This window comes from Segniliparus rotundus DSM 44985 (assembly GCF_000092825.1).
Taxonomy (GTDB): Bacteria; Actinomycetota; Actinomycetes; order Mycobacteriales; family Mycobacteriaceae; genus Segniliparus; species Segniliparus rotundus.
Map to the genome: position 1 here is coordinate 1,130,874 of NC_014168.1, position 20,447 is coordinate 1,151,320.

The 20,447-nt window shown below is 67.6% G+C and carries 26 protein-coding genes; 10 read left to right on the forward strand and 16 right to left on the reverse strand.

Annotated features, from left to right (window positions below; all coding sequences use genetic code 11):
• Positions 1-20 precede the first annotated feature (20 nt).
• The gene (locus tag SROT_RS05750; protein ID WP_013138074.1) at positions 21-1,592 is read left to right on the forward strand and encodes a S53 family peptidase; all 1,572 of its coding nucleotides are present in this window, start codon (positions 21-23) and stop codon (positions 1,590-1,592) included.
• Positions 1,593-1,965: 373 nt separating this feature from the next.
• Here the strand turns inward: SROT_RS05750 and SROT_RS05755 are convergent, their stop codons facing one another.
• A complete protein-coding gene (locus SROT_RS05755; RefSeq protein WP_013138075.1) occupies positions 1,966-3,249 on the reverse strand; it encodes a phthiocerol/phthiodiolone dimycocerosyl transferase family protein in 1,284 nt (427 codons plus the stop codon).
• A 928-nt stretch (positions 3,250-4,177) separates the two neighbouring features.
• On the reverse strand, positions 4,178-4,747 hold the full coding sequence (locus SROT_RS16710; protein WP_013138077.1) for a transposase: 570 nt from the start codon (positions 4,745-4,747) through the stop codon (positions 4,178-4,180).
• A 190-nt stretch (positions 4,748-4,937) separates the two neighbouring features.
• On the opposite strand from SROT_RS16710, the gene SROT_RS05765 reads away from it, so the two are divergent.
• From SROT_RS05765 to SROT_RS05785, 6 genes are all read left to right on the forward strand, one after another.
• Complete coding sequence (locus SROT_RS05765; RefSeq protein ID WP_013138078.1) at positions 4,938-5,168, forward strand: helix-turn-helix domain-containing protein; 231 nt, start codon at positions 4,938-4,940, stop codon at positions 5,166-5,168.
• A 90-nt stretch (positions 5,169-5,258) separates the two neighbouring features.
• Complete coding sequence (locus tag SROT_RS05770) at positions 5,259-5,798, forward strand: hypothetical protein (RefSeq protein WP_013138079.1); 540 nt, start codon at positions 5,259-5,261, stop codon at positions 5,796-5,798.
• Positions 5,788-6,645 (forward strand): hypothetical protein, encoded by an 858-nt coding sequence (locus tag SROT_RS05775; protein ID WP_013138080.1) that lies wholly within the window; start codon positions 5,788-5,790, stop codon positions 6,643-6,645. Before SROT_RS05770 ends, SROT_RS05775 begins: the two co-directional genes overlap by 11 nt.
• Positions 6,646-6,736: 91 nt before the next feature.
• Positions 6,737-7,093, forward strand: a complete 357-nt coding sequence (locus tag SROT_RS05780; protein WP_041407718.1) for a hypothetical protein — start codon at positions 6,737-6,739, stop codon at positions 7,091-7,093.
• Between the two features lie 61 nt (positions 7,094-7,154).
• Entirely contained in the window at positions 7,155-7,697 is a 543-nt protein-coding gene (locus tag SROT_RS16435; RefSeq protein WP_013138082.1) for a hypothetical protein, read from the forward strand.
• 950 nt (positions 7,698-8,647) lie between these two features.
• Positions 8,648-9,868 carry a hypothetical protein gene (locus tag SROT_RS05785; RefSeq protein ID WP_148223361.1) on the forward strand — a complete coding sequence of 407 codons (1,221 nt, stop codon included), beginning with the start codon at positions 8,648-8,650 and terminating at the stop codon, positions 9,866-9,868.
• Positions 9,869-9,891: 23 nt separating this feature from the next.
• On the opposite strand, the gene SROT_RS05790 is transcribed toward SROT_RS05785, so the two are convergent.
• The 5 genes from SROT_RS05790 to SROT_RS05810 all read right to left on the reverse strand — a co-directional run bounded on the left by SROT_RS05790 (position 9,892) and on the right by SROT_RS05810 (position 12,147).
• The gene (locus tag SROT_RS05790; protein WP_013138084.1) at positions 9,892-10,761 is read right to left on the reverse strand and encodes an IS3 family transposase; all 870 of its coding nucleotides are present in this window, start codon (positions 10,759-10,761) and stop codon (positions 9,892-9,894) included.
• Positions 10,758-11,075 (reverse strand): transposase, encoded by a 318-nt coding sequence (locus SROT_RS05795; protein WP_013138085.1) that lies wholly within the window; start codon positions 11,073-11,075, stop codon positions 10,758-10,760. Before SROT_RS05795 ends, SROT_RS05790 begins: the two co-directional genes overlap by 4 nt.
• A 61-nt stretch (positions 11,076-11,136) precedes the next feature.
• On the reverse strand, positions 11,137-11,496 hold the full coding sequence (locus SROT_RS05800) for a hypothetical protein (RefSeq protein WP_013138086.1): 360 nt from the start codon (positions 11,494-11,496) through the stop codon (positions 11,137-11,139).
• Complete coding sequence (locus SROT_RS05805) at positions 11,493-11,825, reverse strand: hypothetical protein (RefSeq protein WP_013138087.1); 333 nt, start codon at positions 11,823-11,825, stop codon at positions 11,493-11,495. The genes SROT_RS05800 and SROT_RS05805 overlap by 4 nt, the downstream gene beginning before the upstream one ends.
• 10 nt (positions 11,826-11,835) lie before the next feature.
• Positions 11,836-12,147 carry a hypothetical protein gene (locus SROT_RS05810; RefSeq protein ID WP_013138088.1) on the reverse strand — a complete coding sequence of 104 codons (312 nt, stop codon included), beginning with the start codon at positions 12,145-12,147 and terminating at the stop codon, positions 11,836-11,838.
• A 35-nt stretch (positions 12,148-12,182) separates the two neighbouring features.
• Here SROT_RS05810 and SROT_RS05815 point away from each other — a divergent pair, with 35 nt between their 5' ends.
• Positions 12,183-12,419 carry a hypothetical protein gene (locus SROT_RS05815; protein ID WP_013138089.1) on the forward strand — a complete coding sequence of 79 codons (237 nt, stop codon included), beginning with the start codon at positions 12,183-12,185 and terminating at the stop codon, positions 12,417-12,419.
• A 5-nt stretch (positions 12,420-12,424) separates the two neighbouring features.
• On the opposite strand, the gene SROT_RS05820 is transcribed toward SROT_RS05815, so the two are convergent.
• Genes SROT_RS05820 through SROT_RS05850 form a run of 7 tightly spaced genes read right to left on the reverse strand, consistent with a single transcriptional unit; the run spans position 12,425 to position 18,219 of the window.
• Positions 12,425-12,943: a hypothetical protein gene (locus tag SROT_RS05820; RefSeq protein ID WP_049773304.1), complete on the reverse strand. Its 519-nt coding sequence runs from the start codon at positions 12,941-12,943 to the stop codon at positions 12,425-12,427.
• Positions 12,940-13,140, reverse strand: a complete 201-nt coding sequence (locus SROT_RS05825) for a hypothetical protein (protein ID WP_148223362.1) — start codon at positions 13,138-13,140, stop codon at positions 12,940-12,942. Before SROT_RS05825 ends, SROT_RS05820 begins: the two co-directional genes overlap by 4 nt.
• Positions 13,141-13,148: 8 nt before the next feature.
• Positions 13,149-14,429, reverse strand: coding sequence for a phage major capsid protein (locus SROT_RS05830; protein ID WP_013138092.1), 1,281 nt, complete (start codon positions 14,427-14,429; stop codon positions 13,149-13,151).
• Positions 14,426-15,118 carry an HK97 family phage prohead protease gene (locus SROT_RS05835; RefSeq protein ID WP_013138093.1) on the reverse strand — a complete coding sequence of 231 codons (693 nt, stop codon included), beginning with the start codon at positions 15,116-15,118 and terminating at the stop codon, positions 14,426-14,428. The genes SROT_RS05830 and SROT_RS05835 overlap by 4 nt, the downstream gene beginning before the upstream one ends.
• On the reverse strand, positions 15,075-16,376 hold the full coding sequence (locus tag SROT_RS05840; RefSeq protein WP_013138094.1) for a phage portal protein: 1,302 nt from the start codon (positions 16,374-16,376) through the stop codon (positions 15,075-15,077). The genes SROT_RS05835 and SROT_RS05840 overlap by 44 nt, the downstream gene beginning before the upstream one ends.
• 24 nt (positions 16,377-16,400) lie before the next feature.
• A complete protein-coding gene (locus SROT_RS05845) occupies positions 16,401-17,897 on the reverse strand; it encodes a terminase large subunit domain-containing protein (RefSeq protein WP_013138095.1) in 1,497 nt (498 codons plus the stop codon).
• Between the two features lie 16 nt (positions 17,898-17,913).
• Positions 17,914-18,219 carry a terminase small subunit gene (locus SROT_RS05850; protein ID WP_041406986.1) on the reverse strand — a complete coding sequence of 102 codons (306 nt, stop codon included), beginning with the start codon at positions 18,217-18,219 and terminating at the stop codon, positions 17,914-17,916.
• Between the two features lie 287 nt (positions 18,220-18,506).
• Here SROT_RS05850 and SROT_RS15550 point away from each other — a divergent pair, with 287 nt between their 5' ends.
• The gene (locus SROT_RS15550; protein ID WP_148223363.1) at positions 18,507-18,968 is read left to right on the forward strand and encodes a DUF5994 family protein; all 462 of its coding nucleotides are present in this window, start codon (positions 18,507-18,509) and stop codon (positions 18,966-18,968) included.
• A gap of 253 nt (positions 18,969-19,221) precedes the next feature.
• The gene (locus tag SROT_RS05860; protein WP_187288064.1) at positions 19,222-19,707 is read left to right on the forward strand and encodes a DUF5994 family protein; all 486 of its coding nucleotides are present in this window, start codon (positions 19,222-19,224) and stop codon (positions 19,705-19,707) included.
• A 139-nt stretch (positions 19,708-19,846) separates the two neighbouring features.
• Here SROT_RS05860 and SROT_RS05865 read toward each other — a convergent pair whose 3' ends face one another.
• Positions 19,847-20,128, reverse strand: coding sequence for a hypothetical protein (locus SROT_RS05865; protein ID WP_013138098.1), 282 nt, complete (start codon positions 20,126-20,128; stop codon positions 19,847-19,849).
• 43 nt (positions 20,129-20,171) lie between these two features.
• Entirely contained in the window at positions 20,172-20,447 is a 276-nt protein-coding gene (locus SROT_RS05870) for an HNH endonuclease (RefSeq protein WP_013138099.1), read from the reverse strand.

Genomic DNA, 20,447 nt, shown 5'->3' on the forward strand with positions numbered 1-20,447 from the left:
CTCGTCGTTAGTGTGGAAGCATGACGCAACCCCGTTACACCCCACTCCCCGGCAGTGAGCGCGAGGCTCCTCTTCTCGCCGCGCGCTCGAACGCAACTGCGGCGCGGGCTTCCCGAGCGCAAACCGCCAGCGCCACAGTGGTGCTCCGCAGACGTTCGGAGCTTCCCGAAGCCCTCGTGCTCGATCAGCAGTTCATCAGCTCCGATGAGCTCGCCGCGCGCTACGGGGCTGACCCGGTGGACATTGAGAAGGTCCGCTCGGTGTTGGAGCGTTTCAAGGTTTCTGTGGTCGAGGTCGACGCCGCGTCCCGGCGTGTCAAAGTCGAAGGGGCGGTCGCTGACATAGAACGCGCCTTCAACATCGCCTTGCACAGCGCTTCTGGGACAGACCCGCACAGCGGCCGAGGCTTCGAATACAGGTATCGGACTGGTGTTTTGTCGGTCCCGGCGGAGCTCGGCGGCATCGTCACCGCGGTATTGGGACTCGACAACCGCCGCCAGGCCGAGACCAGGCTGCGGGTTGTCCCCGCCGCCGCTCTCGGCAGTTCGTACACGCCGGTCCAGCTCGGCGAGATCTATAATTTCCCGCAAGACGCAACAGGGGCGGGGCAGCGTATCGCGATCATCGAGCTTGGCGGGGGATACACCCCGGCAGGCTTGCGGCGGTACTTCGCTTCGCTGGGGGTCGTCCCCCCGAAGGTCGCCGCCGTGTCGGTGGACGGCGCGCAAAACGCCCCAGGCCCCGACCCCGGCGCTGACGGCGAGGTGCAATTGGACGTCGAGGTCGCAGGAGCCTTGGCTCCCGGCGCGCACGTGCTCGTCTATTTCGCGCCCAACACAGACCAGGGGTTCCTCGACGCCGTCAGCCAAGCGGCGCACGCGACACCGCCGCCAACGGCGATCAGCATCAGTTGGGGCGCGAGCGAGGACTCCTGGACGGCTTCGGCGCGCGACGCGTTGAACCAGGCCTTGCGCGACGCCGCTGCCCTCGGCGTCACGGTGACCGCCGCGGCGGGGGATTCGGGAAGCTCTGACGGGGTTCCGGATAGGAGGGCCCATGTGGACTTCCCGGCTTCGAGCCCGTACGTCCTCGCCACCGGGGGCACCAGTCTGCGCGCCGATCCGGCAACCGGCGTCGTCCAGAGCGAAACAGTGTGGAACGACAGCCAGGGATCGACAGGAGGCGGGGTGAGCGACGTCTTTCCCCGGCCCGCATGGCAAGCGCATGTCGACGTTCCCCATGCCGGGCGAGGCGTCCCCGATGTGTCCGCCGTGGCCGATCCGGCGACCGGATACCAAGTCCTTGTGGACAACCAACCCGCTGTGATCGGCGGGACCAGCGCGGTCGCTCCGTTGTGGGCGGCGCTTGTGGCAAGACTCGCGGAAAGCCTCGGCCGCCCCCTCGGCCTGTTGCAGCCGCTGGTGTACCCGCGAACTCCAGGATCAACCGCGTACCCCGGATTCCGCGATATCACCATCGGGAACAACGGGGCCTACAAGGCCGGCAAAGGCTGGGACGCGGCCACAGGCCTCGGAGTCCCCGACGGCACAGAGCTTCTCGCGCACTTGCGAGGCCTCAACGGCTCCGAGTAACCCCTGATCCGAGACGAACACACGTCCTGGGGCCGCAGAAGTCCCAAGGGCTGGATGATCGCGATATTGGGAGTTTCTCCGCCCTCCAGGACGGCCCGCGCCGGGGGCTGGCGCCGACGAGTCGGGGGCTTCGGCGTTCCGTCCAAGAGCTGGCAACGCCTGTCTGTCCCACTGGGAGATCGCGGCGTGCGACCCGTTGGGCTGCCTCGGCGCCGGGTTGGCGCTCTAGCTTGCGCAGGGTGCCTGCGCAGTGCGTGCGACACTCGTCCGTGAACGAGGAAATGCGGTCTGCCCTCCGGTGTGTCTCAGCCGGAGTGGGAGCCCTTCCCGCGTTGTGCGGATGGTCCTCAAGTGGAATGCCTGCGCGGGGAACTCATGGCAGCGCGATTTTCCGCAGAACGGTCTCCATGGCTCGGACGAGCTGTTCGGCACGGGCTTTCGGGAAGGTGGACTCCGAATGCAAGAGCTGAATGTGCAGCTCGTCTAAGACGCTGTACACCCCGATGAGCGGTGGCATGGGGGCCGGTCGTTCTTCTTCGGGCGCCGCGGAGCGAAGCTGGTTGAGCGTGCTGAAGTCCGACTCTATGCCGCCGATGACTCCTTCGACCGTCAGCGAATCAGGAGTTCGAGGGATGACGAGCACGCCGACGTTGCTGATTCCCAGTGTGGGGGACGGATCTTTCAATCGCGCCCCCATGTCGTCCAAGTGCAGCACGTATTGCTGCACGACGCCGTCGGCGAGATCCTCTCGAAGTTGGTCTGTCACCGATTTTCCCAGTTCAAAGGGATCGTCCTCGGGGCGCGCGGCAACTCGCGCGTAGGAGAAGCCGAGCACATTTGTTCCAGCGTCGATCCCGACCGGCGGCTGGATTCTGGACCGGATATCGACCTGGGACGACAGGCCGAAGTCGATCGGTTTGTTCCCATGTCCTTCCATCAGCGTCCGGGCAGCGCTGATGGCTGCTCCGGCGACGACCCCGTGCATGCTGATTCCTCGGGCCTTTGCCGCGTCCAGCAAAGCTTTCGATGTCCTCTTGTCGAACCGCAGTGCCTGTTTCGACATCCTTGGCGAACTTTCCGAGGCCTTCTCGTCGGTGGCCAGGCTGACCACGCCGGCCAACTTCATGGCGCCAGGCTCCCTCCGTTTGACGATTCCGCGCTCGGCCAAAAGGGCTTCCGGAGCATCAGGGACAGGGCGCGCGCTCCCATCGCTCGCCGCGCCCGTGGTCACGAGATCGGTGTAGGTCGACAGCAGCTCCAGGAAGTAGGTGTAGCCGAGGCGGGCGTCGGCCATCGTGTGGCTCACGCTGAGAGAGACCCAATGCCGGTCTCCTTTTGAGACGAGTTCGAGCTCGACCAAGTGCTGCGTGTGGTCCATGATGTCGAATCGCTCGTCAAAGTCGCCTTCCCGCACCCGCACGACCGGTTCGGAAAACTCGTCGACGACCAGGGCCAAGCCCTGCTCGTGCGGCTCGACCCGCCCGTTCAGGGACGGATTTGCCCGCCGAAGCGCGACAAATGCTTCCCGCAACGCCGCCGTGTCGAGCGAGCCGCGCAACACGGCGGTGAACCGTAGCGTCATCGAGCCCAGGGCGAAAAAGGTTTCGAAAGGCGACAACACGCGCACCAGACGCAGCCCTGTCATCTTGTCGGGCATTGGCTTCTCCGTTCCTGTTGGGCTCGTTGTCAGGGGTGGCGCTCCTCCAACAAGGCGCATGTCAATACACATGACATGCGCCTTGTTGAAGACTTTACGGGACCCAGCCCCAAATTTCCATGGCGAGGGAGGTGGAACCCGTCACTTCTTCAGCGCGCGAAGGCTTGCGTGCCCGGGAGACTTCCTCGGTGCACGCGGCTCCGAGTCCGGGCGGCAGTCGAAAGGCGTTGGTGATGAGACGGCGGAACGCTTCTTCGGCGTGGGGCGCAGGGTCGCGCGAGGGCTCCCTTCAATATAGGACCCGGAGCTTGGCTTGCTTTTCCGGACGGGTTGGTGGTTGGGGCGTGCCGCGCTCGCTGCGGCGGCGGGCGGGGTCTGGTGCGCGGTGGGCGGCAGAGAGCCGAGGCCGGTGTGCTGTTTGACGGGGTCGCAGAAGGCTTCGGCCCGCTCAAAATGGCGCTGGCCAGCTTTGCTCGCCTGGTCCAGGTGTGCCGGTCGGGTAGTTCGTGTTCCATGGTGGGCCAGAACGATTCGACCGCGCGTCCGTCGCCCTGGGCGCGCTGATCGAAGCGAAGCGTCAACGAGTCCGGGCGCTTGGCCCGATTTTGGCCCCGCCCGAAGGCCGTCCTTCTGCCGAACATTGAGCTGTTCAGAAACGAGAACCAAGTCGAGCAACAAAAAGCCCCAGGTCAGAAATGCTTCTGACCTGGGGCGAACGCGTGCGCCAGCAGGGACTCGAACCCCGAACCCGCTGATTAAAGGGAACACATGTTTGGAGCGAATTCCATCGTTAGGTTTCTAACGCTTTTAGCAGGCAGGATAGGGTGCCGATCGCTTTTTCCGTGAGATGCTGAACGGTCGTCGTGAGGTCTTCGACTCTAGGTTTTCGATACGTAAACATGACTTGGGCCGGAGCGCTGCCGCGAGATCACGCCGGTGTGCCGGGAGGCCGGTCGCGGGCGCGCAGCCACGATGCTCGGAATTCTTCGGCGCTGACGCCGAGCGTCGTCGCGATGCGCGTGGCGATCTCCTCGGGAGGCTCTCGCATGCCGCGCTCGATGCGCCCGTAGGTGTACGCGGGATGTTGGTGTGCCTCGTGGCTTCCGTCTCGTTGAGGGCCGCTCGCTTTGGCTGTTTTAGCGGTGTTTGCCGCGTTTGGGGTGTTGGTTGTTGTGGAGCCAGCGGACGAGTGTGCCGAGGGGGATGTGGAGGCGTTGGGCGATGTCGGGGAGGGGTTGGTTGTGTTGGGTGGCGAGCGGATGGCGAGGTCTTGTAGCTGGTCTTGGTGGAGTTCGTCGAGGCGGTGTTGTGCCCATTTTCTGATGGCGGCGGGGTGGGCGCCGGTTTGCCGGGCGGCTTGGGTGGGGGTGAGCCCGTCTTCGAGGACGAGGCGCAGCGCGGCGTGTTTGGTCTCGGGCGGGTGGGCGCGTTGCGCGGGGGGTATGCCGTTGGCCCGGCGGTGCTCGTGCCACCAGGCGCGCACGGTCTGCACGTTCACGCCGACCTCGCGGGCGGCCGCTTCGGCAGTGGCGCCTTGCCTGCCGATGAGGAACAGCGCCCGCGTCCTCAGGTGCGGGGGTGCGCTTCGGGCATGCCCGGGCAGTGTAGCCGCAGGGGCGGGGCGGCGTTGCGGCCAGCGCGGCGCTTGGATCTGGACATGGGCGCGAGTTCGACGCTATGTTCGAGCGGTGACGGTCGCGAACCAGCATGTGGCGCTGGAGGTCAGGGCGCATTTGGCGCGTCGGCGGCTCAAGCGCGCCGATCTGGCGGCCGTGTTGGGGGTGAGCCTGCGGACGGTGTCGGACCTGTTGGGGGAACGCAGGGCGTGGCGGTTGGACGAGCTAGAGGCCGTGGCGCGCTGGCTGGGGCTGGAGCTGGCCGACCTTTTGCCCGCCAAGGCCCGCGGGCGGGCTCGGTGACAGAACCCGCTGGGCGCTTGTTGCCCCGCGCGGGATCTGCGTTTACGATCACAGCGTCAGAAGATGTAATCGCGGGAGATGGAGGCGGCGATGTGCGACCCCGACGGGGACGGCCAGCGGGTTCTTCCCCGGTGGCGGGTCGCGCATGACGCGCTGCACGAGGACACGATGGCCTTGGCAAGGCTTCTCACAGACAAGGAGCGGGTCAGGGCGAAGCTGAACGTGCTGGACTCCCACGCGGACCGCCTGGGGACCCGGGAAGAGAAGCTACGTCTTGTGGAGTCCGAGCGGGAGTCGTTCGTCGAGGAAGGTTCTGCTGTGCTGCGGCTGGTCGACGAGGTCGGGGCCGCGAGGGAGGCCGCGCTGGCCGATTACCGGGCGGGCAGGCAGGATGCCGAGCGGCGCGCTTTAGCGGCTGAGCGCGAGTTGGGCATGTCTGCGGAGAGCGGCGAGCGTGAGGCGGTCATCCGCCGCTTGGAGGCCGAGGTCGCCGCAGGTGCCGCCGTGTTCGACGAGCTTTACACGACCGTCTTCCTGCGGCTGCATGACCAGGTGCGGTCCTGGCTTGAGCACTACGACCCGTCCGGCGCGCTGCGCGCGGCGCTGGGAGGCGGTGGTGATGGTGTTTGAGCAGTCGGCGAACGAGCCGTTGGAGGACGAGGAGCTGTGGCGGGTTGTCGAGGAGGAGGCGCCGAAGATCGTCGCGGAGGGGGAGCCGAGCGCGAAGCACGACGGCAGGGGCAAGGTGCGGGCGACTGTGGTGGCCGGTGACGCCGGGTTCGGGCTGCGGTGCGCCCCGGTGCTCGCCAAGCTGGTCTTCGAGGACGGGCTGTTGCTGAAGCTCGGGACTATGCGCACCCCGGCGGGGCAGCCCTCTGGGCATTTGTTTTTGATGGCGTGGATCGAGGAGGCCGTCAAAGACGGCGAGCTGCGATGGGCCGCGAAGCTAAACCGGTTGCTGCACAAGCAGCCGCCGAAGCAGATGACGGCGGAGGAGGCGTGGTGGGCTCGGGATTTGGACGTTTGGGAGGGGGTGTCCGAACGCGAGTTCAAAGAGCAGTGGCTCGCCTCGCAGCCCAAGCGCCCCGGCGACGCGGAGCAGCTCGAGATCGACCGCAAAGCGGACCGCGCGAGGCTGGAGCAGGCGGCGGCGGGCCTGGTGTGGGATCCGGTGAAGATCCGGGAGACCCCCGTGGGGGAGCGCGTCCCCGAGGAGGTCTCGCGGATGCTGGAGGACAACGCGCGCGAGACCGAGCGGCTCGTTGAGGCCGAGGGCGCCCAGTACACCGCGTCGGACGACGAGAAGCTCGTGATGGTGGCCGTGGGCGGCGACGAGCTGACCTCGCAGGTGTGGCTGCACGAGGACGCCCTGCGGCGGCACGGCTCCCGGCTGCCGGAGGTCGTCGTCGCTGTGGCGCGGCAGGCGAAGGCGGGGATGCGCGAGATGCTCGATCCCCGCCCTTACGAGGGGCGTTAGGCCCTGTCAGGGGGCTGTTGTGGAATTCGGTGCTTGCGGTATAGTTGGGCCGAGGAGTATCGGGACGGTGCTCGTGGAGCGAGGAGGCAGGGTGACGGGCAAGACGGATGTGGACACTCCGGAGATGCGTGCCGCGAGGGACCAGATCAATGCGGCTGAGCGGCGGTTGAAGGATGCGATGACCAAACTCGCGCTCGCGTCGATGGACTGGCACGCGAGCGCGGGGGACGACGCGCAGGACGGCAACCTCGCCTCCCAGTCGCAGCGTGCGCATGAGACGCGCTCCAAGCATGGCGCGAGCGCGGCCAAAGCTGCTGTGGACACCGCCGACAAAGCAGGAGAGGGCGCTGACATTTACGACGGCACCGACGACGACAACGCCGCCAACGTGCAACGCGTCGAGCAGGCCGTGACGACTGCCATGACCGGACTCCGGCTCGGCTTCTAAGCCTCGTGGGACAATAAAGCCCGAAGCCCAGCGCAAAACCCGAAGGAGCAGGAACCGCACTATGCGCCACACCCCGACGACAACAGCAACAGCCCTCGCCCTCACAGGACTCGCGGCGCTCGGGCTCACCGCCTGCGACCGAGGCGGCAACAACGGCGCCTCCTCGAACGGCGGCGGCACCACAATCATCCAAACCATCGCCCAAACCCCCAGCACGAGTAACGCCCCCGCCGTGACTCCAATCTCAGATCCAAAGAAACTTTGCCACTTATTTATGGCACGAGTTCAGGAAATAAATAACGCGATCGACAGCTACTGGAAGTTGACCGTCGGCGATAACAATAAATGGTCTTGGGGCGATCCAAATATCAGCAAAGCTGCTGATAATGCGAAAGAAGTAACCGATAAGGTAGCGCCAATTCTGCTCGGTTCGATCGGCCCTGATATTCCTAAAGATCAGGCAGATCCCTTGCGTGCCTATGTGAGCACGGCTCAAGATTTTGCCAAGGCAATTGGGGAGCGTTCTTCACCAGATGATCTGAATTCTTTAAACGAGAAATTAAACGATGAGTTACCAGCCTTAAATCGAGCTTGCGGTTATTAAGGATGATTAAGAAGGGGATGTGAGTCGTGGGTCTTTCGTGGCCGGGTGGTTTGAGTTGGTTGTGGGACAGGGCGAAGCCTTTGTGGCCGACTGCTGATGAGTCTGGCATGCGGTCGGCGCAGGACTCTTTCCTTGCCGCCGCGCCAGAGGCGGGTGAATCTTTGGATGCCCTCTACAGCGGATACAGCAACCTTGTCAAGGCGTTGGGCGACTCCGACTCAGCTGCTGCAGCGCAAACTCGCCTCGTCGACCTCGAGAAAAAGAAACAGGATATCCTCGACGCGATCCACGCGGAAAACGTGATGATGTTCGAGGCTCCCAAGAACGTCGACAAGGCCAAACAAGACATCATCGCCAAGGCCAACGAAGCGGACAAAGCCGCCAAAGCCGGATTCTTCGGCTTTATCGGTAAGTACGCGCCATCCCTGGCCGATTCACAACGAAAAGATGCCGCAGACAAATTCGAAAAAGAAGCAAAACCCATACACGGTAGCTACGTCACAAGCAACCAAGGCCTGCTGCAGCTCTCCGATGCTGGTAACGGTAGCGCCTCCGGGCCAGTCGTGCGTGATGCGGGAGCGCAATTGCATCAAGGCGAGGACCCAGTGTCGCTTCCGGTGAGTAGGGGTTCTGCGGCTACGCAGAAACAAAGTTTTGATCCTGCGGGGAACTCTGTGAGTAGGGGTTCTGCGGCTACGCAGAAACAAAGTTTTGATCCTGCGGGGGACTCTGTAAGTAGGGGTTCTGCGGCAACCCAGCAGCAATCTGCCACTGGCGCGCAAACCTTAGGAAGTGCTGCTAAGCAGGGCGCAGTTCCTTCGGGTAGCCAGGGTGGGGGCCTTGGTGGTGCGTCTACGGGTCTGCAGTCGGGTGGGGCGGTTGCGGAGCGTGTGGCTCCGGCTGCTGGGTCGTCGCCTGCTGCTCCGCCGGGTTCTGGTGGGAGCGGTGGTGTGGGTGCTCCGCCGTCGATCAGCGGGATCGGTGGTGCTGGTGGTCCTGGGTCCGGGCCGGGCCAGGGTGCCCGGATCGGCGGCATCGGTGGTGGTTCGGAGGCTCCTCGGACGGGTGTGCAGGGCGGCGGCGCGACTGAGAAGCCTGCCGCGCAGCCGTCGTCGGGGTCGCAGGGCGAGCAGCGTGGTGCTGGTGTGAGCCGAGCCGGGGGCGGTGCTGGTGCTGGCGGGGTCGGGGGAGAAACGAGGGCGCAGTCGGCTTCTGCGGCTGGTGTTCGTGAGGCGATGCGGGGGGACACCGCTGGGGGCGCGTCGGGCGTGGGGCAGCGCGCGGAGGAGAAGACGCAGGCTTTGTTGGGGTCGGTGTCGAGTTTGTCGCGCGCTGAGTTGGCGTCGGCTCGGTCGGCTTCTACCCTGTTGCAGGGCGCGTTGTCGGGTTTGGGGGCGCGGGTCGCGCAGGCCCATCCGGTTCGGGACGCCGTGTTGGGTGAGTTGATCGCCTCGGGCGGTGTTGTGGAGGGCGCGGCGGTTGGGGGTTTGTTGCCGTCGGGGGTGTGGGGGCGGATCGCGTGGCCTGGTGTTGGGCCGGTGGAGCATCCTGGTTTGGACGGGGTGGGGTTCGTGTTCGCGGATATGCGGGTGGCGCCGAACGAGGCGGCGGGGGTGTCGCGTCCGACGACGACGCGGGTGACGACCACGGGCGCGGAGAGCGAGATCGAGCCCGCGCTCAGGCTGCCGTTGGGGACGAGGCTGCTGGGCCGCTCGCAGGCCCCGGCGGGGACGGAGTTCTTGACCGACGCGGGGTTGTTGGCGGTCGGGCTCGCGAAGTGGCTGCTGGAGCGGGGTTTGGACGGGGACTCCTCATGGCGGTTGGTGGCGGTGTGTTTCACGAAGGATCCCGGCACGGAGGTGGTGGACGCGCTTTTGAGGCTGCGGAGCCCTGTGGAGGCGTATTGGCCGGATCGGGCGGGGTATGAGGAGCGTTTGTCGGACGAGGAGTTGCGCGCGGCGCAAACGGCCGCGACGGACGCGCAAGCTGCGGAGGGGGCGCAGCGCGAGGACCTCGCCTTGAAGGGGCGTGATCCGCTGGCGCACGCGAAGGCCGCGATGGGGCGGGCTCCGAACGAGCCGTACCCGGCGGAGGGTTTGCCGGAGAAAGAAGCGTCGTGGCATGCGGTGTGCCGGGAGAACAACAAGGGGGCGTTGCCGACCGCGCGGTGATCTGTCAACGGTTTTCCGGACGGTTATGCCACGCTCTCGGTGAGGGCGGGCAGGTTCTCGTAGGCGGCGGGGCTGTGGTAGCCGATGCCGCTGTGGCGTCTGAGGGGGTTGTACCAGGCTTCGATGTATTCGAATATGGCGTTGGCGAGCTCCGCTCGGGTGGCCCACTCTCTGCGGTCGAGGAGTTCGACCTGCATGGACGAGAAGAACGACTCCATCATGGCGTTGTCCAGGGCGCAGGCGACTTTTCCCATCGACCCGAGCAGGCCGGCCTCTCTGAGCCGGTGGCCGAAGATCCACGACACATATTGCCCGCCCCTGTCCGAATGGACGACCGTGCCGCGGGGCTTGCGCCGCCAGCGGGCCATGTCCAGGGCGTCGACCACCAGCTCGGCGCGCAGGTGGTCGGCTATCGACCAGCCCACGACCCGGCGGGAGAACACGTCCAGGACCGCGGCGCAGTAGACCTTGCCCTCGTCCGTGGCGTGCTCGGTGATGTCGGTGACCCACAGCTTGTCCGGGCGGTCGGCGGTGAACTTGCGGGCGACCAGGTCCGGGTGGACCGCTTGGGCGGGCTTGTTCCCGCGCCGCCTGCGGCGGTGGACCCCGGCGATCCCGGCCAGGCGCATCAGGCGCCCGACCCGGCGCAGCCCGACCCGAAGGCCCAGGCCCATGCGCAGCTCCGCATGGACCCGCCGGACCCCGTAGGTCTGCCGCGAGCCCGACCAGACGGTTCGGATCACGCCGGTCAGCGCCTCGTCCGCCACCTCTCTGACGCTCGGCGGGCGCGACGCCCAGTCGTAATAGCCCGAGCGGGAGACGCCCAGGACCCGGCAGGCCGCCGCGACGGGGAAACCGTCGTCGGCCAGCTCGTGGACCAGCCGGAAGATCATTTTGGGGTTGGGAGGCTCTCCCTCGCGAAGATCGCCGAGGCCCGTTTGAGGATCTCGACCTCCATCGCCAACACCCGGTTCTCCCGGCGCAGGCGGACCAGCTCGGCCCGCTCGTCGCCCGCGATCCCCTCGTGCCCTCCCTCGCGGACCACGCGCTTGCCCTCCACGCCGTCGGCCTGGGCCAGCCACTTGCGCAACGTCTTCGCGTCCACGCCCAGCTCCTTCGCTGCCCAGGCCACAGGCCGCCCGCCCTCGCGGGCGGCGCGGGCCGCCTCTGTCGCCCTGCGGCGGAACTCCTCCGGATGCGCGGCCATCCGCACTCCCTTCCCGAGGCCCGAGGCCCCGACTCAAAGTGTCCGGAAAAGCGTAACCAGATCATTCGGCGGTGAACACCGCGAGCCAGGCGTGGTTGTGCGGGTCGCGGGCGTCGAGGATCGCGGTGGGGAATCGGGAGACGTGCGCGATCCCGAGCACGTCTCGGCTGATGAGCGCGGCCTGCGCCTGGGCGGCGAGGAACCGGGCCTCGCTACGCCCTCGGGCGAAGGCGGCGACCCGCACGCGACAGGTGGTGGAGACGGGCCAGTTCACGCTGCCGCCGTCGTCGCCCACGAGCAGGAACGGCCGGCTGGTCTCGGGCTGCCAGTCCTCGGGCAACTGGCCCCCGGCGTCGGCGTGCGGGACCTCTCGGCGCAGGTGCTCCCAGATCGCTTTCGCGGGGTCCGCGGGGACCCTCACCGCTTGCGCCTGGGGTCTCTCACGGCGACTTGCAGCCCCGCGTCTTTCGCGGCCCTGGTGAGCACGCCGTGTTTGGCCTCCACGGCGAGCCCTGCGGGGTGGGCGAGCACCACCGCGGCGGCCTGACGGTCGGTGGTGTAGGCGTCGACCTGCACCAGCTCCTCGGCCTGCGCGCTGCCTTCTGTGATTGTGGCGGAGAGCGCGATGACGGCGGGGTCGGAGCGGACCTGGGATGCGATCCGTTCGGCGGCTTGGTCGACGAGCTTGCCGAACCGGGTTTTGAGGAGCTCGCCGACCGCCTGCTTGTCCAAGGTGACTTTGACGTTCATGGCCGTGCGCTCACCCCCGTTCCGTCGTCGCCTCGACCACCAGCGCCGCCCGTCTCGTGAACGGGCTTCGCCATTCCTTGACCCGCGCCCGGCACACCAAGCCCCGCACCGTGATCAGGTCGCCGCCCTTGATCGGGCAGCCCAGCGGCAGGCCGACCTCGAACCCCTCGGACGCCTCGGCCCGGCCCGCCTCCTCTGGGGGGCGGCGCAGCGCGAGCGGCGCGATATAGAGGACGGGCTGCTCGTAGGGCACCCCGCCCGGCTCGGGGTCCCCGTCCGCGCTCCACCCCGATTGCCGGGTGATGACGACCGTCTCGGGCATCGGCTGATTCCCTCCTCTGGGCGTATGATCTGGGCATGGGATCAGAACGCGACCTGCCGGTCGAGGAGGACTACAAAGATTTCGGGCAAGAAGGCATGATCCAGCCCGAGCTGTACCAGTCGAATGGACGGTCTCCGAGGATCCTGCCGTTACTGCCCCCGTCTCCTGCGGGGCAGTCGTCCTTGGTGGTCGATGACGACCCGCTGGGCAAAGACATGGCCCTAGAGGGGCCAGGCGGCCGCGCGGTCGTCCACTTCCCACAACACGGCTGATCGCGTCACGCGGCTGATGGTAGGTAGTACCTGTTGAGGACCTCGTGCTGCTCCGGGCCGAGGCTGGAGGCTCCTGGGGCGGGGAAGTACTCGTAGGGCCCCATCTTCTCGTGGACGCCGCCGAGCGGCGAGGTGACTGCCCGGGCGGCTTGTTCGCAGATGAGGGCGGCGACGGCGGGGGCGTCGTCGTAGCCGTGCGTGAATTCGACTGTGACTGTGCCTTCAGGCCAGCCGGACTCGCGGACGAGCAGTCCGGCCGGATCGGCGCGGTAGCCTGTGATCTGCTCTCCGTCGACGGTGACGGATTGGACGGAGACCAGGCGCAGGGTGGGCAGCGCCAGGACCCTCCCGCCGTCGCAGGCGACGTTCTCGGTCTGGGCGACGACGGGGGCGATGTGCCAGCGGCAGTGGTCGCGCACGGCGGCGGTCGCCGCGCGGAGGGACTGCTCGGCCCGGCCGTGGTCCGCCAAGAGGCCCGCGAACACCTCGGGGTCCACCAGCGGCGGCAGCTCCACCGCGCTCACCCCTCTTGGGGCTTGGGCGGGGCCTGTTTCGCCGCCGGCTTCTCGGATTTCCCGGTGAACAGCGGCTTGTCGAGGAAATCGGCGTCGCCGAGCGCGTCCGATGCGGTCAAGCCTTGTTTGGCGGCGTCCTCGTCGGAGAGCTGCACGATGCGCTCGATACCGGCAATAGTTGTCTTATACAGCTTCATATCACTCACCAGTTCTATTAGTTGGCCAAAAAAATCTTCGCGAAGGCGAGGGGGCATCGCACGGCGAGCGCGAGGCGGGTCTCGGCGCGGATCTTGACCCGGTTGTAGACGAAGTCGTCCTGGTCCGAGTTGGTGGACTCGACCCTGATCCCGCCCTTGCGGTAGAGGGTGGCGCCTTGGGCGAAGTTGCCCACCAATGGCTTGCCCTGCGCGACGACGGGGGTGACGATGGTGCGCAGCCCCCACAGCGGCGGGTCGGTCAGGACGGGGCCTTGCCCGTACTGCCCGGTGAAATACCCGCCTGCGAGGTATTGGCCGTTCCCGTCGCGGGAGAGGCGGAATTTCTGGTAGTCCAGGGGGTGGATGACCAGGCCGTCGGCCTTGTAGTTGGTGGCGGTGGCGATCTTGGTCATGGCCCGGAAGATGGAGTCCGCGTCGTCCCCGGCGTTCGCGCTCTGCTCGTTCTGCAGGCCCGAGCGGTTGAGGATGCCGGTCAGGTCGGTGCCTTGGCCGGTGCCGTAGAGCAGTTGGCGCTCCTCGAACACCGACAGCGTGTAGAGCAGCCTGTTGTCGATCTCCGACTGCACGAGCGGGAGGTCTTCGAGGGTCTCGTCGGTGAGGTGGATGAACGCGGCGACCTTGGTGACGTGGTCGGTGACCGGGGTGGGCTCGGTGAGGTGCATCTGGGGCTTGCGCCCGCCCTCGGGGACGGTGGCGAAGTCGCCTTCGATCGATCCCTCCAGGTAGTAGCGGATCGCCTGCCCGGAGATGGAGCCCGAGCCGATCAAATCGGCGACGACGGGGCGCTCGCGCTTCTGGCGCTGCAGGGAGCGGTCCACATCGGTCAGCCAGTCCCGGTACGGGCCGTCCGGGCCCCCGGTGACCTGGACGTCGTCGGCGGCCTTGCGCCCTGCGGGGACCCATTCGGGCGCGGTGGCGGTCGCCCCGCTGACGCCTTTGATCTCTTGCAGCCGCTGGCCGGCGTGTTTGAGGAAGTGCTCCCCGAGGCTGCGCGCGGGGGCACGGCCCGGGTCGAGCTGCCAGCCCGGGTGTGCGAGGGCTTTGCTCGCGTCGGGGACGAGCTGGTCGATGGCGCGTTGCAGCTCGCTGGACTCGCGCTGGGATTTCAGCTTGACGTCGAAGCCTTTGACTTGCTCGATCAGCGAGCGGACGCGCTCGGCGTCCTCGGGGCTGAGGTCACCGCCGGCGGCCTTCGCGCCGTCCAGGATGGCTTTGGCCTGTTCGTGTGCTTCGGCGCGCTCTTTGAGCAGCGGGTTCTCGGCGACAGTGGTGGTCAATTCGTCTCCTCGGGATGGATGTCGAGCAGGTGGAGCTCGGCGGCGTAGAGCCGGGCGGGCGGGGCGGACTTCGGTGGCGCTTGCGCTTCGGGTTCGGGCGGCGGCTCGTCTTCTGGCGGGTCGTCTGCGGGGAGGACCGCGAGCAGGGCCTCCCCGGCTGCGCGGACGGCGTCGAGCGCGTCCCGCAGGGCGGCCTCGTTGCGCGCGGAAATCGCGCGCCCGGCTTTCACATCGAGGACCTCGGCGTCGGGGTTCGCGCCGATCGGCACGACGGACACCTCGTGCAGGCGCAGCTCTTTGAGGTCCCACCCGGCTTTGACGCGCTCGGAGTCGAGGACGTCGAAGGCGAAGCTCATCTGCGCGAGCCGCCCGTCCTTCATCAGGCGATGCACCTGTGCGGCCTTCGGGTTGTCCAAGTCGAGGGAGGCTGTCACCAAGAGGCCCGTGTCGTCCTCGCTCGCGGTGAGGACCTTGCCCACGCACAGCTCGGGGTCGCTGAAATCGTGCCCGTAGAGCAGGGGGATCGGGCGGCCCTTCTCGGCCCATTGGGCGAGGGTCTTGGCGAACGCGCCTTTGACCACGACGTCGCCGTGCAGGTCGCGGTTGCCGAAGCAGGAGGCGTACGCGGTGAAGACGCCCTCCCGCTCAGGCAGCGGCCGGATAGTCGTGTCGAACGCTTTGCGCCGCATCGCCGGCTCCCTCCTCGTGCGGGCCGAGCGGCGGTGGCGGGCTCGGCTCGGTGGTCTGGTTGAGGTTCCTGAGCAGCTCGTCCCCGCCCTCGACGGCGGGGAGGTTGTCCTTGGCGCGGGCCTCGTTGACGGTGAGCCACGGGCCTCCCACGGCGGTGGCGGTCGCCTGGGCCTCCTGCTCGAAGGAGCCTTTGAGCTTCTCGCGCAGGTCGAACTCCACGTAGCTCGCGGAGCCGGGGGCGATCCTCGGGACGAGGAAGGCGTTGAGGCGCCCTGCGACCATCGAGAGGGTGGGGCCGAGGGTGTCGGTGTAGAGCATCCGGGAGAACGCCTCGACGTTGCTGTAGTTGGCGTTGTCCAACAGGCCGACCATCACCGGGGAGATGTGGTAGACCGAGGCGACGGTCGCCAGGGCGAGCTTCTGGGCCTCGATGTAGTCCTCGTCCTTCGCGGAGAACCCGATCCGGCGCAGCTCCATCCCGTCCTCGAGGACCGGGGTGCCGCCGGCGCGGGGGCCGTTGTTGCCCGAGTAGGCGCCCTGGTAGTCCGTGACGAAGCGGTGTTTGGCCTCCGGGGACCAGCGCGGCGCGTCGGCGGGGCGGTGGATGTAGGCGCCGACCCGGCCGCCGTTGCGCCAGGTCTGCAAGCGGTAGGCTTGGGCGGCGATCTGCTCGGCGAGGACGGCTTTGAGCGTGGCCACGGGGGTGAGCCCGCCCGTGGGGTCCAGGGGGTTCCAGCCGTGGAAGACGAGCATCTTCTCGCCGGGGATCACCACCAGCCCGGTGGCGTGCGGCGGGGCGATCTGCCACTCGGCGACCGCGAACGGCGTTATCTGGCGGCGGCCGGTCACCCACGCGGGCGGGATCGGGCGCACCACCCAGCCGGACTCCGAGGCGGGGTCTTGGTCGACGTACCAGAACGCCTGGTCGTACAGGCTCAAATCGGCGACGAGCGAGTACAGGAGCTCGTAGCAGGTCTGCTCCGGATTCGGGCGCTCCAACAGCCGCGCGAGCGCCGTGTTCCGCTCGCGCTCCCGCCCCCCGTTGGGCTGCCTGCTGTAGGCGTGCAGGCCGAGCTGGGCGACGTTCCTAGCGAGGAAGTCGATGACCGTTCGCAGGTTCGGCTGCTCGGCCCACAACTTCTCCACCGGCTGGGCTTGCAGGTCCGCGAGCACGACCCGCACCACCGGCTCGGCGGCGGTCCACACCGCAGGCGGCTGGGCTGGCGGCTTGAAACCGAGCCAGGAGAGCAGGCCCATACTTCTGGCCTCGCTCTCGTCAGGTCACAGCACGGTCAGCCCCGAGTCCTCGTAAGCGCTGACGGGCTCAGCAGCAGGTAGGTTCGCCAATCCCCATGTCGCGGCAATGGCGGCGACGAGCGGGGCTGGGTCGACGGGTGAGTGTTTGCGGTCGATAAGCCACGCGTCCCCGGCCGGGCGGACAGCTGCTGTGGCGGCTGCTTGGTCCAGGCCAGGGTGCGATAAGTGCCGTATCTTGCCGGTGGCGAGCAGGTCGTGGAACGCTCCGGTCGCTTTGCCGAGGTCCGGGCCGCGCCACGCTATGACGGGCAGCCCGGCGGCCTCCAGATCGGCTACAAGGGATGAGGCGGGCGCGCCGTTGGCCTGCACGATCACGGCTGCGATCTTCTCGCGGCGCTCCGCGAGCCAGGGGGCGACCCAGTCCGAGCCGGCGCGTTGGGCGGTGATCTCCACATGCGCCATCCCGTCGTCGCGGCGACCGGCGAGGGCGAGCGTGACGGTGGAGCGGTTCCAGGCCATGTCCAGGCCGACCACTCGCGGCGAGTCGGTTGCGATCGTGCTGTTGTCGTCGCGGGTGGAGTCCCAGGAGCCGGGCGGGAACGGGCCGGGCGTGACGGTGAGGGGCCATTGGCAGAGGACTTCGGCGGCGAAAACCGGGGCGGGGTCGGTGGCGTACGCGCTGGCGATGGCGCGCTCGGTGATCGTCACCCCGAGGGCCGGGTTCGCTTGCGCCCAGGCGTGGCGGTCTTTGGGGTCGCAGCCGGGCGGGGCGGACCACTCGAAGATCCCCACCGAGTCGTCTTCGGCCTCATCGTCGGGGGCCTGGTCCTCGACGTGGTCGGGTTTGCCGTCCGGCCAGTCGAGCTGGCGGTGGGCGATGTTCCTGAGGTGGGCGAGGACGACGGAGAGGTGGTCCCCGGCGTTGGAGAGGCACCAGACCTGCGCGTCGGGGCGGGCCATCGTGGTCTTGGTGACCGCCGCCCAGGAGTCGAAGGACTGGTGCTCGCGCAGCTCGTCCAACAGGATCAGGTCGGCGGTGAAGCCGCGGGCTCCGCGCCGGGAGGCGGCCGCGATCCTGTATTGCGCGCCGGAGTGCAGGCGCAGGCTCTTCTTGCCGTTGGTCTTGTCGACGTGCAGGACCTCGGACGCGAGCTCCGGGGTGCCCTCCGCGAGCTCGACGGCCTCGCCCCATGCCTTCTCGCTGTTGGCGAGGTCTTGGGCGGTGCCGACGACGACGCCGCCTTTGACGTAGACGCGCCAGAGGGCGAGGACGATCATGAGCAGGCTTTTGCCGTTCTGGCGTGCGGCGAGGGCGATCACGGTGCGAAAGCGCGGCAGCCCGTCCGGGCGGACCTCCAAGGCGTGTGTGAGCAGCCATTCCTGCCAGGGGAGGAGCTGGACGGCGAGGACGTCGCGGGCGAACTCGATCACCGAGTGGCCGAGGCTGGCGTCGGGGGTCAGCTCCCGCAGCGGCGGCGTCCACACGCGAGGGACAGTGGAGCCGAGCAGCTGTTCGGCCACATCCGCCCTCCAGGTGCTAAGTCTTCGTCTCTGCCGCCTTGCGCAGCTGCGCGAGCTTGCCCCCGGAAGCGGGCGGTTGCGGCAGGCCCTTGCGCCCGAACGGCGTCAGGCCCAAGTCGGAGAGGATCTTCCCGAGCGCGGGGGAGGCGTTGTGGCAGACGCGGGCGAACTCGTCCAGCCCGCGAGCCTCGGCCTCGTCGATCAAGCGCGCCAGGGCGCGGGCGTTCTCCACCGCGCCCGCGTCGAGCGGGGTCAGGTGCGAGGCTGCGGCGACGCTGGCCTCCACGGCGGCGAGGACAGAGGCCATGCGAGTGGCTCCCATCGAAAGTTGATCTGTTGGCCGGAGGGCGGCAGTCTCCTGGCTGGCTTCGCCATGGCCGACTTGCGCGGGCAGAGCCGAACCGGCTACCTGTGTGATCGAAATATCAATCCGCCGAAAAAGGCGTGATCAGGCAAGTGACGAGTGTAAAGTAAGGATGTCAGCGGATATCGCGCTTGGCCGTGTTGGCCGTTCCGTCGTTGGCATGTACCCGGCCATGTTGTGGCCGAGGCAGGAGGGCTCTCTTGAAGTGGGCGCCGAAAAAGAGGGATCGGCGGCAGGCGTTGCGCATGCTGCTGAAGCCGCAGGACCATGGATCGGGACCTGTCGACGGGTCGTGGTGGCCGCGGAGCCGGGACTTGCACGTCGAGCTGCCTCGGCTGCTCCCGGAGCTCGTGGGGCAGTTGGGGCTTGTCAATCTGGTGTTGTACGACTTTGGCGGTTGGTCGACCGCTCCGGGGCACGTCACCTCGCAGGAAAGGGCTGTGAAGACGACAGGGGAGGCTCGTCGGCCGTTGAACGCGGTGCGTGTGGTCGGTTTGAGCCAGAAGCAGCTCTTGCTGCTCGTGATCCCGCACGACCTGCACCCCGACGACGCTCGCTCGATCATGGCGAGGGCGGCGGGACGTCACAACACCGACGCCCCCGAGAGGCTCTCCCAGATCCTCTCGCCCGACGGCGCCCAAGGCACAGACGTGGTCCCGAGGCAGCGGTCGTGGGCGGGCGACGGCGGCGGCGATCTGGGCGAATGACCCTGCCGGGCCGCCGCCGCGTCCAGGCTCCGGGGCGAGAGCGCCGCAGGTCGGGCTGGTTGGCGGCGCGAATCCCCCCACGGGCGTACAATGAACCGTATTCCCGCTGATTCGGACGGCCTCATTCGAAGGCGTCGTCGCGGGGGTCGAGAGGCTCGCTCCTGCGGGCCGGTCAGGAGCGTCCATCGTGTCGCGACAATTATCACTATCACACCAATCGGGCGCAGTCCTCGATCCGATGCCGCGCCATGGCGTGACATTGCGTCTGCGGTTGAAGCCGAAAGCCGAGCCGACCGGACATGTGGACGGGGCGTGGTGGCCCCGCTCGCGAGACTTGGCCGAAGAGCTGCCCGAACTCCTGCGGGTGCTCGGGGTCCGCTTAGGCCACGTCCATCGGGTGATCTATCGCGCCAGGGAATGGGCGATCGCTCCGGCCCAAGCCCTGATTGCCGGGAAACGAGTGCTGCTGGACAAGTCCTACTACCAACCGCCAGGCACCATACGCCTAGAAGGGGAGCGGGGAAGACGGCACACGCTGTTCGTGGTCCCGCCCTGGGGCGTCCCGCATCTCGCGCACGACGCGATGATGACAGCGGCCGCACCGAACGACAAGACGACCGTCGCGGACCTGCTGGAGATCTCCGACGCCACCCCCGCCGACCTCGTCGAGCAGCGAGAGGAAGAAGACCGATGGGGCACCGACGGAGGGGCGTTGCCACAACCTAGCCAGCGGCGGTAGCGCGGACGACGCCCTCCCCCCTCGCGCGCACGCGCGAGGGGGGCTGGTCGGGGAGGGATTCGACGCTACCGCCGCCATGGCTGTCATGATCGACTTCGCCGTGATCTTGAGCCCCTACCCCCTGGGGGTGGCGAGTGGGTTAGTCCTCGAAGGCCACGACGGTCTCGTCGCAGTAGTGGTCGCGCTCGTCGCAGTAGTTGTGCCGCACGAGCCCGTCGTCGTGCTTGATCGTCAGCCGCGTCCCTTTGTCTCCGATGACGGCGAGGATCAGTCCGCCCGCGCCGACCTCGTAGAGTCGCACGGTGAGGGTCTTGCCGTCTTCCGTTTTGGCGTCGACGGACTGGATGAGGCCGTAGTCGCCCGCGTCCTCCAGCTGGGTCTCGTAGCGCCAGTGCTTGAAGCTCTCCTCGGCAGATCCCATGCCCGCATCCTATCACATTCATCGAATACATGTTCGACTATGGCTAGAAGTCCTCGCTTCTCGCCCAGGCCGCGTGAGCGGGTTGGGCTGCGCCCCTGGTTTGGTTGCAGCGGGCGTGGCTGGCGCGCAGGTTCTGGTAGTCGAAGGCCAGATGCGGGTGGGTGGCCCTGGGGTAGGCGTGGTCGGCTTGGAAGCTGTCGGGGTGCTCGGGCGGCGCGTTGTAGTCGATCGGCTGGCGGCAGATCCAGCACGGGCGGCGTTCTGCCCGCAGTCGTGCGCGGAGTTTGGCGGCCTTGTCGCCGGACCAGCTGGCGGCCAT

Coding starts and splice junctions, on each gene's coding strand:
- SROT_RS05750 (WP_013138074.1), top strand. CDS start 21: ATGACGCAACCCCGTTACACCCCACTCCCCGGCAGTGAGCGCGAGGCT.
- SROT_RS05755 (WP_013138075.1), bottom strand. CDS start 3,249: ATGCCCGACAAGATGACAGGGCTGCGTCTGGTGCGCGTGTTGTCGCCT.
- SROT_RS05770 (WP_013138079.1), top strand. CDS start 5,259: ATGTGCGACCCCGACGGGGACGGCCAGCGGGTTCTTCCCCGGTGGCGG.
- SROT_RS05775 (WP_013138080.1), top strand. CDS start 5,788: ATGGTGTTTGAGCAGTCGGCGAACGAGCCGTTGGAGGACGAGGAGCTG.
- SROT_RS16435 (WP_013138082.1), top strand. CDS start 7,155: ATGCGCCACACCCCGACGACAACAGCAACAGCCCTCGCCCTCACAGGA.
- SROT_RS05790 (WP_013138084.1), bottom strand. CDS start 10,761: ATGATCTTCCGGCTGGTCCACGAGCTGGCCGACGACGGTTTCCCCGTC.
- SROT_RS05795 (WP_013138085.1), bottom strand. CDS start 11,075: ATGGCCGCGCATCCGGAGGAGTTCCGCCGCAGGGCGACAGAGGCGGCC.
- SROT_RS05805 (WP_013138087.1), bottom strand. CDS start 11,825: ATGAACGTCAAAGTCACCTTGGACAAGCAGGCGGTCGGCGAGCTCCTC.
- SROT_RS05810 (WP_013138088.1), bottom strand. CDS start 12,147: ATGCCCGAGACGGTCGTCATCACCCGGCAATCGGGGTGGAGCGCGGAC.
- SROT_RS05815 (WP_013138089.1), top strand. CDS start 12,183: ATGGGATCAGAACGCGACCTGCCGGTCGAGGAGGACTACAAAGATTTC.
- SROT_RS05835 (WP_013138093.1), bottom strand. CDS start 15,118: ATGCGGCGCAAAGCGTTCGACACGACTATCCGGCCGCTGCCTGAGCGG.
- SROT_RS05840 (WP_013138094.1), bottom strand. CDS start 16,376: ATGGGCCTGCTCTCCTGGCTCGGTTTCAAGCCGCCAGCCCAGCCGCCT.
- SROT_RS05850 (WP_041406986.1), bottom strand. CDS start 18,219: ATGGGAGCCACTCGCATGGCCTCTGTCCTCGCCGCCGTGGAGGCCAGC.
- SROT_RS15550 (WP_148223363.1), top strand. CDS start 18,507: ATGCTGCTGAAGCCGCAGGACCATGGATCGGGACCTGTCGACGGGTCG.
- SROT_RS05865 (WP_013138098.1), bottom strand. CDS start 20,128: ATGGGATCTGCCGAGGAGAGCTTCAAGCACTGGCGCTACGAGACCCAG.
- SROT_RS05870 (WP_013138099.1), bottom strand. CDS start 20,447: ATGGCCGCCAGCTGGTCCGGCGACAAGGCCGCCAAACTCCGCGCACGA.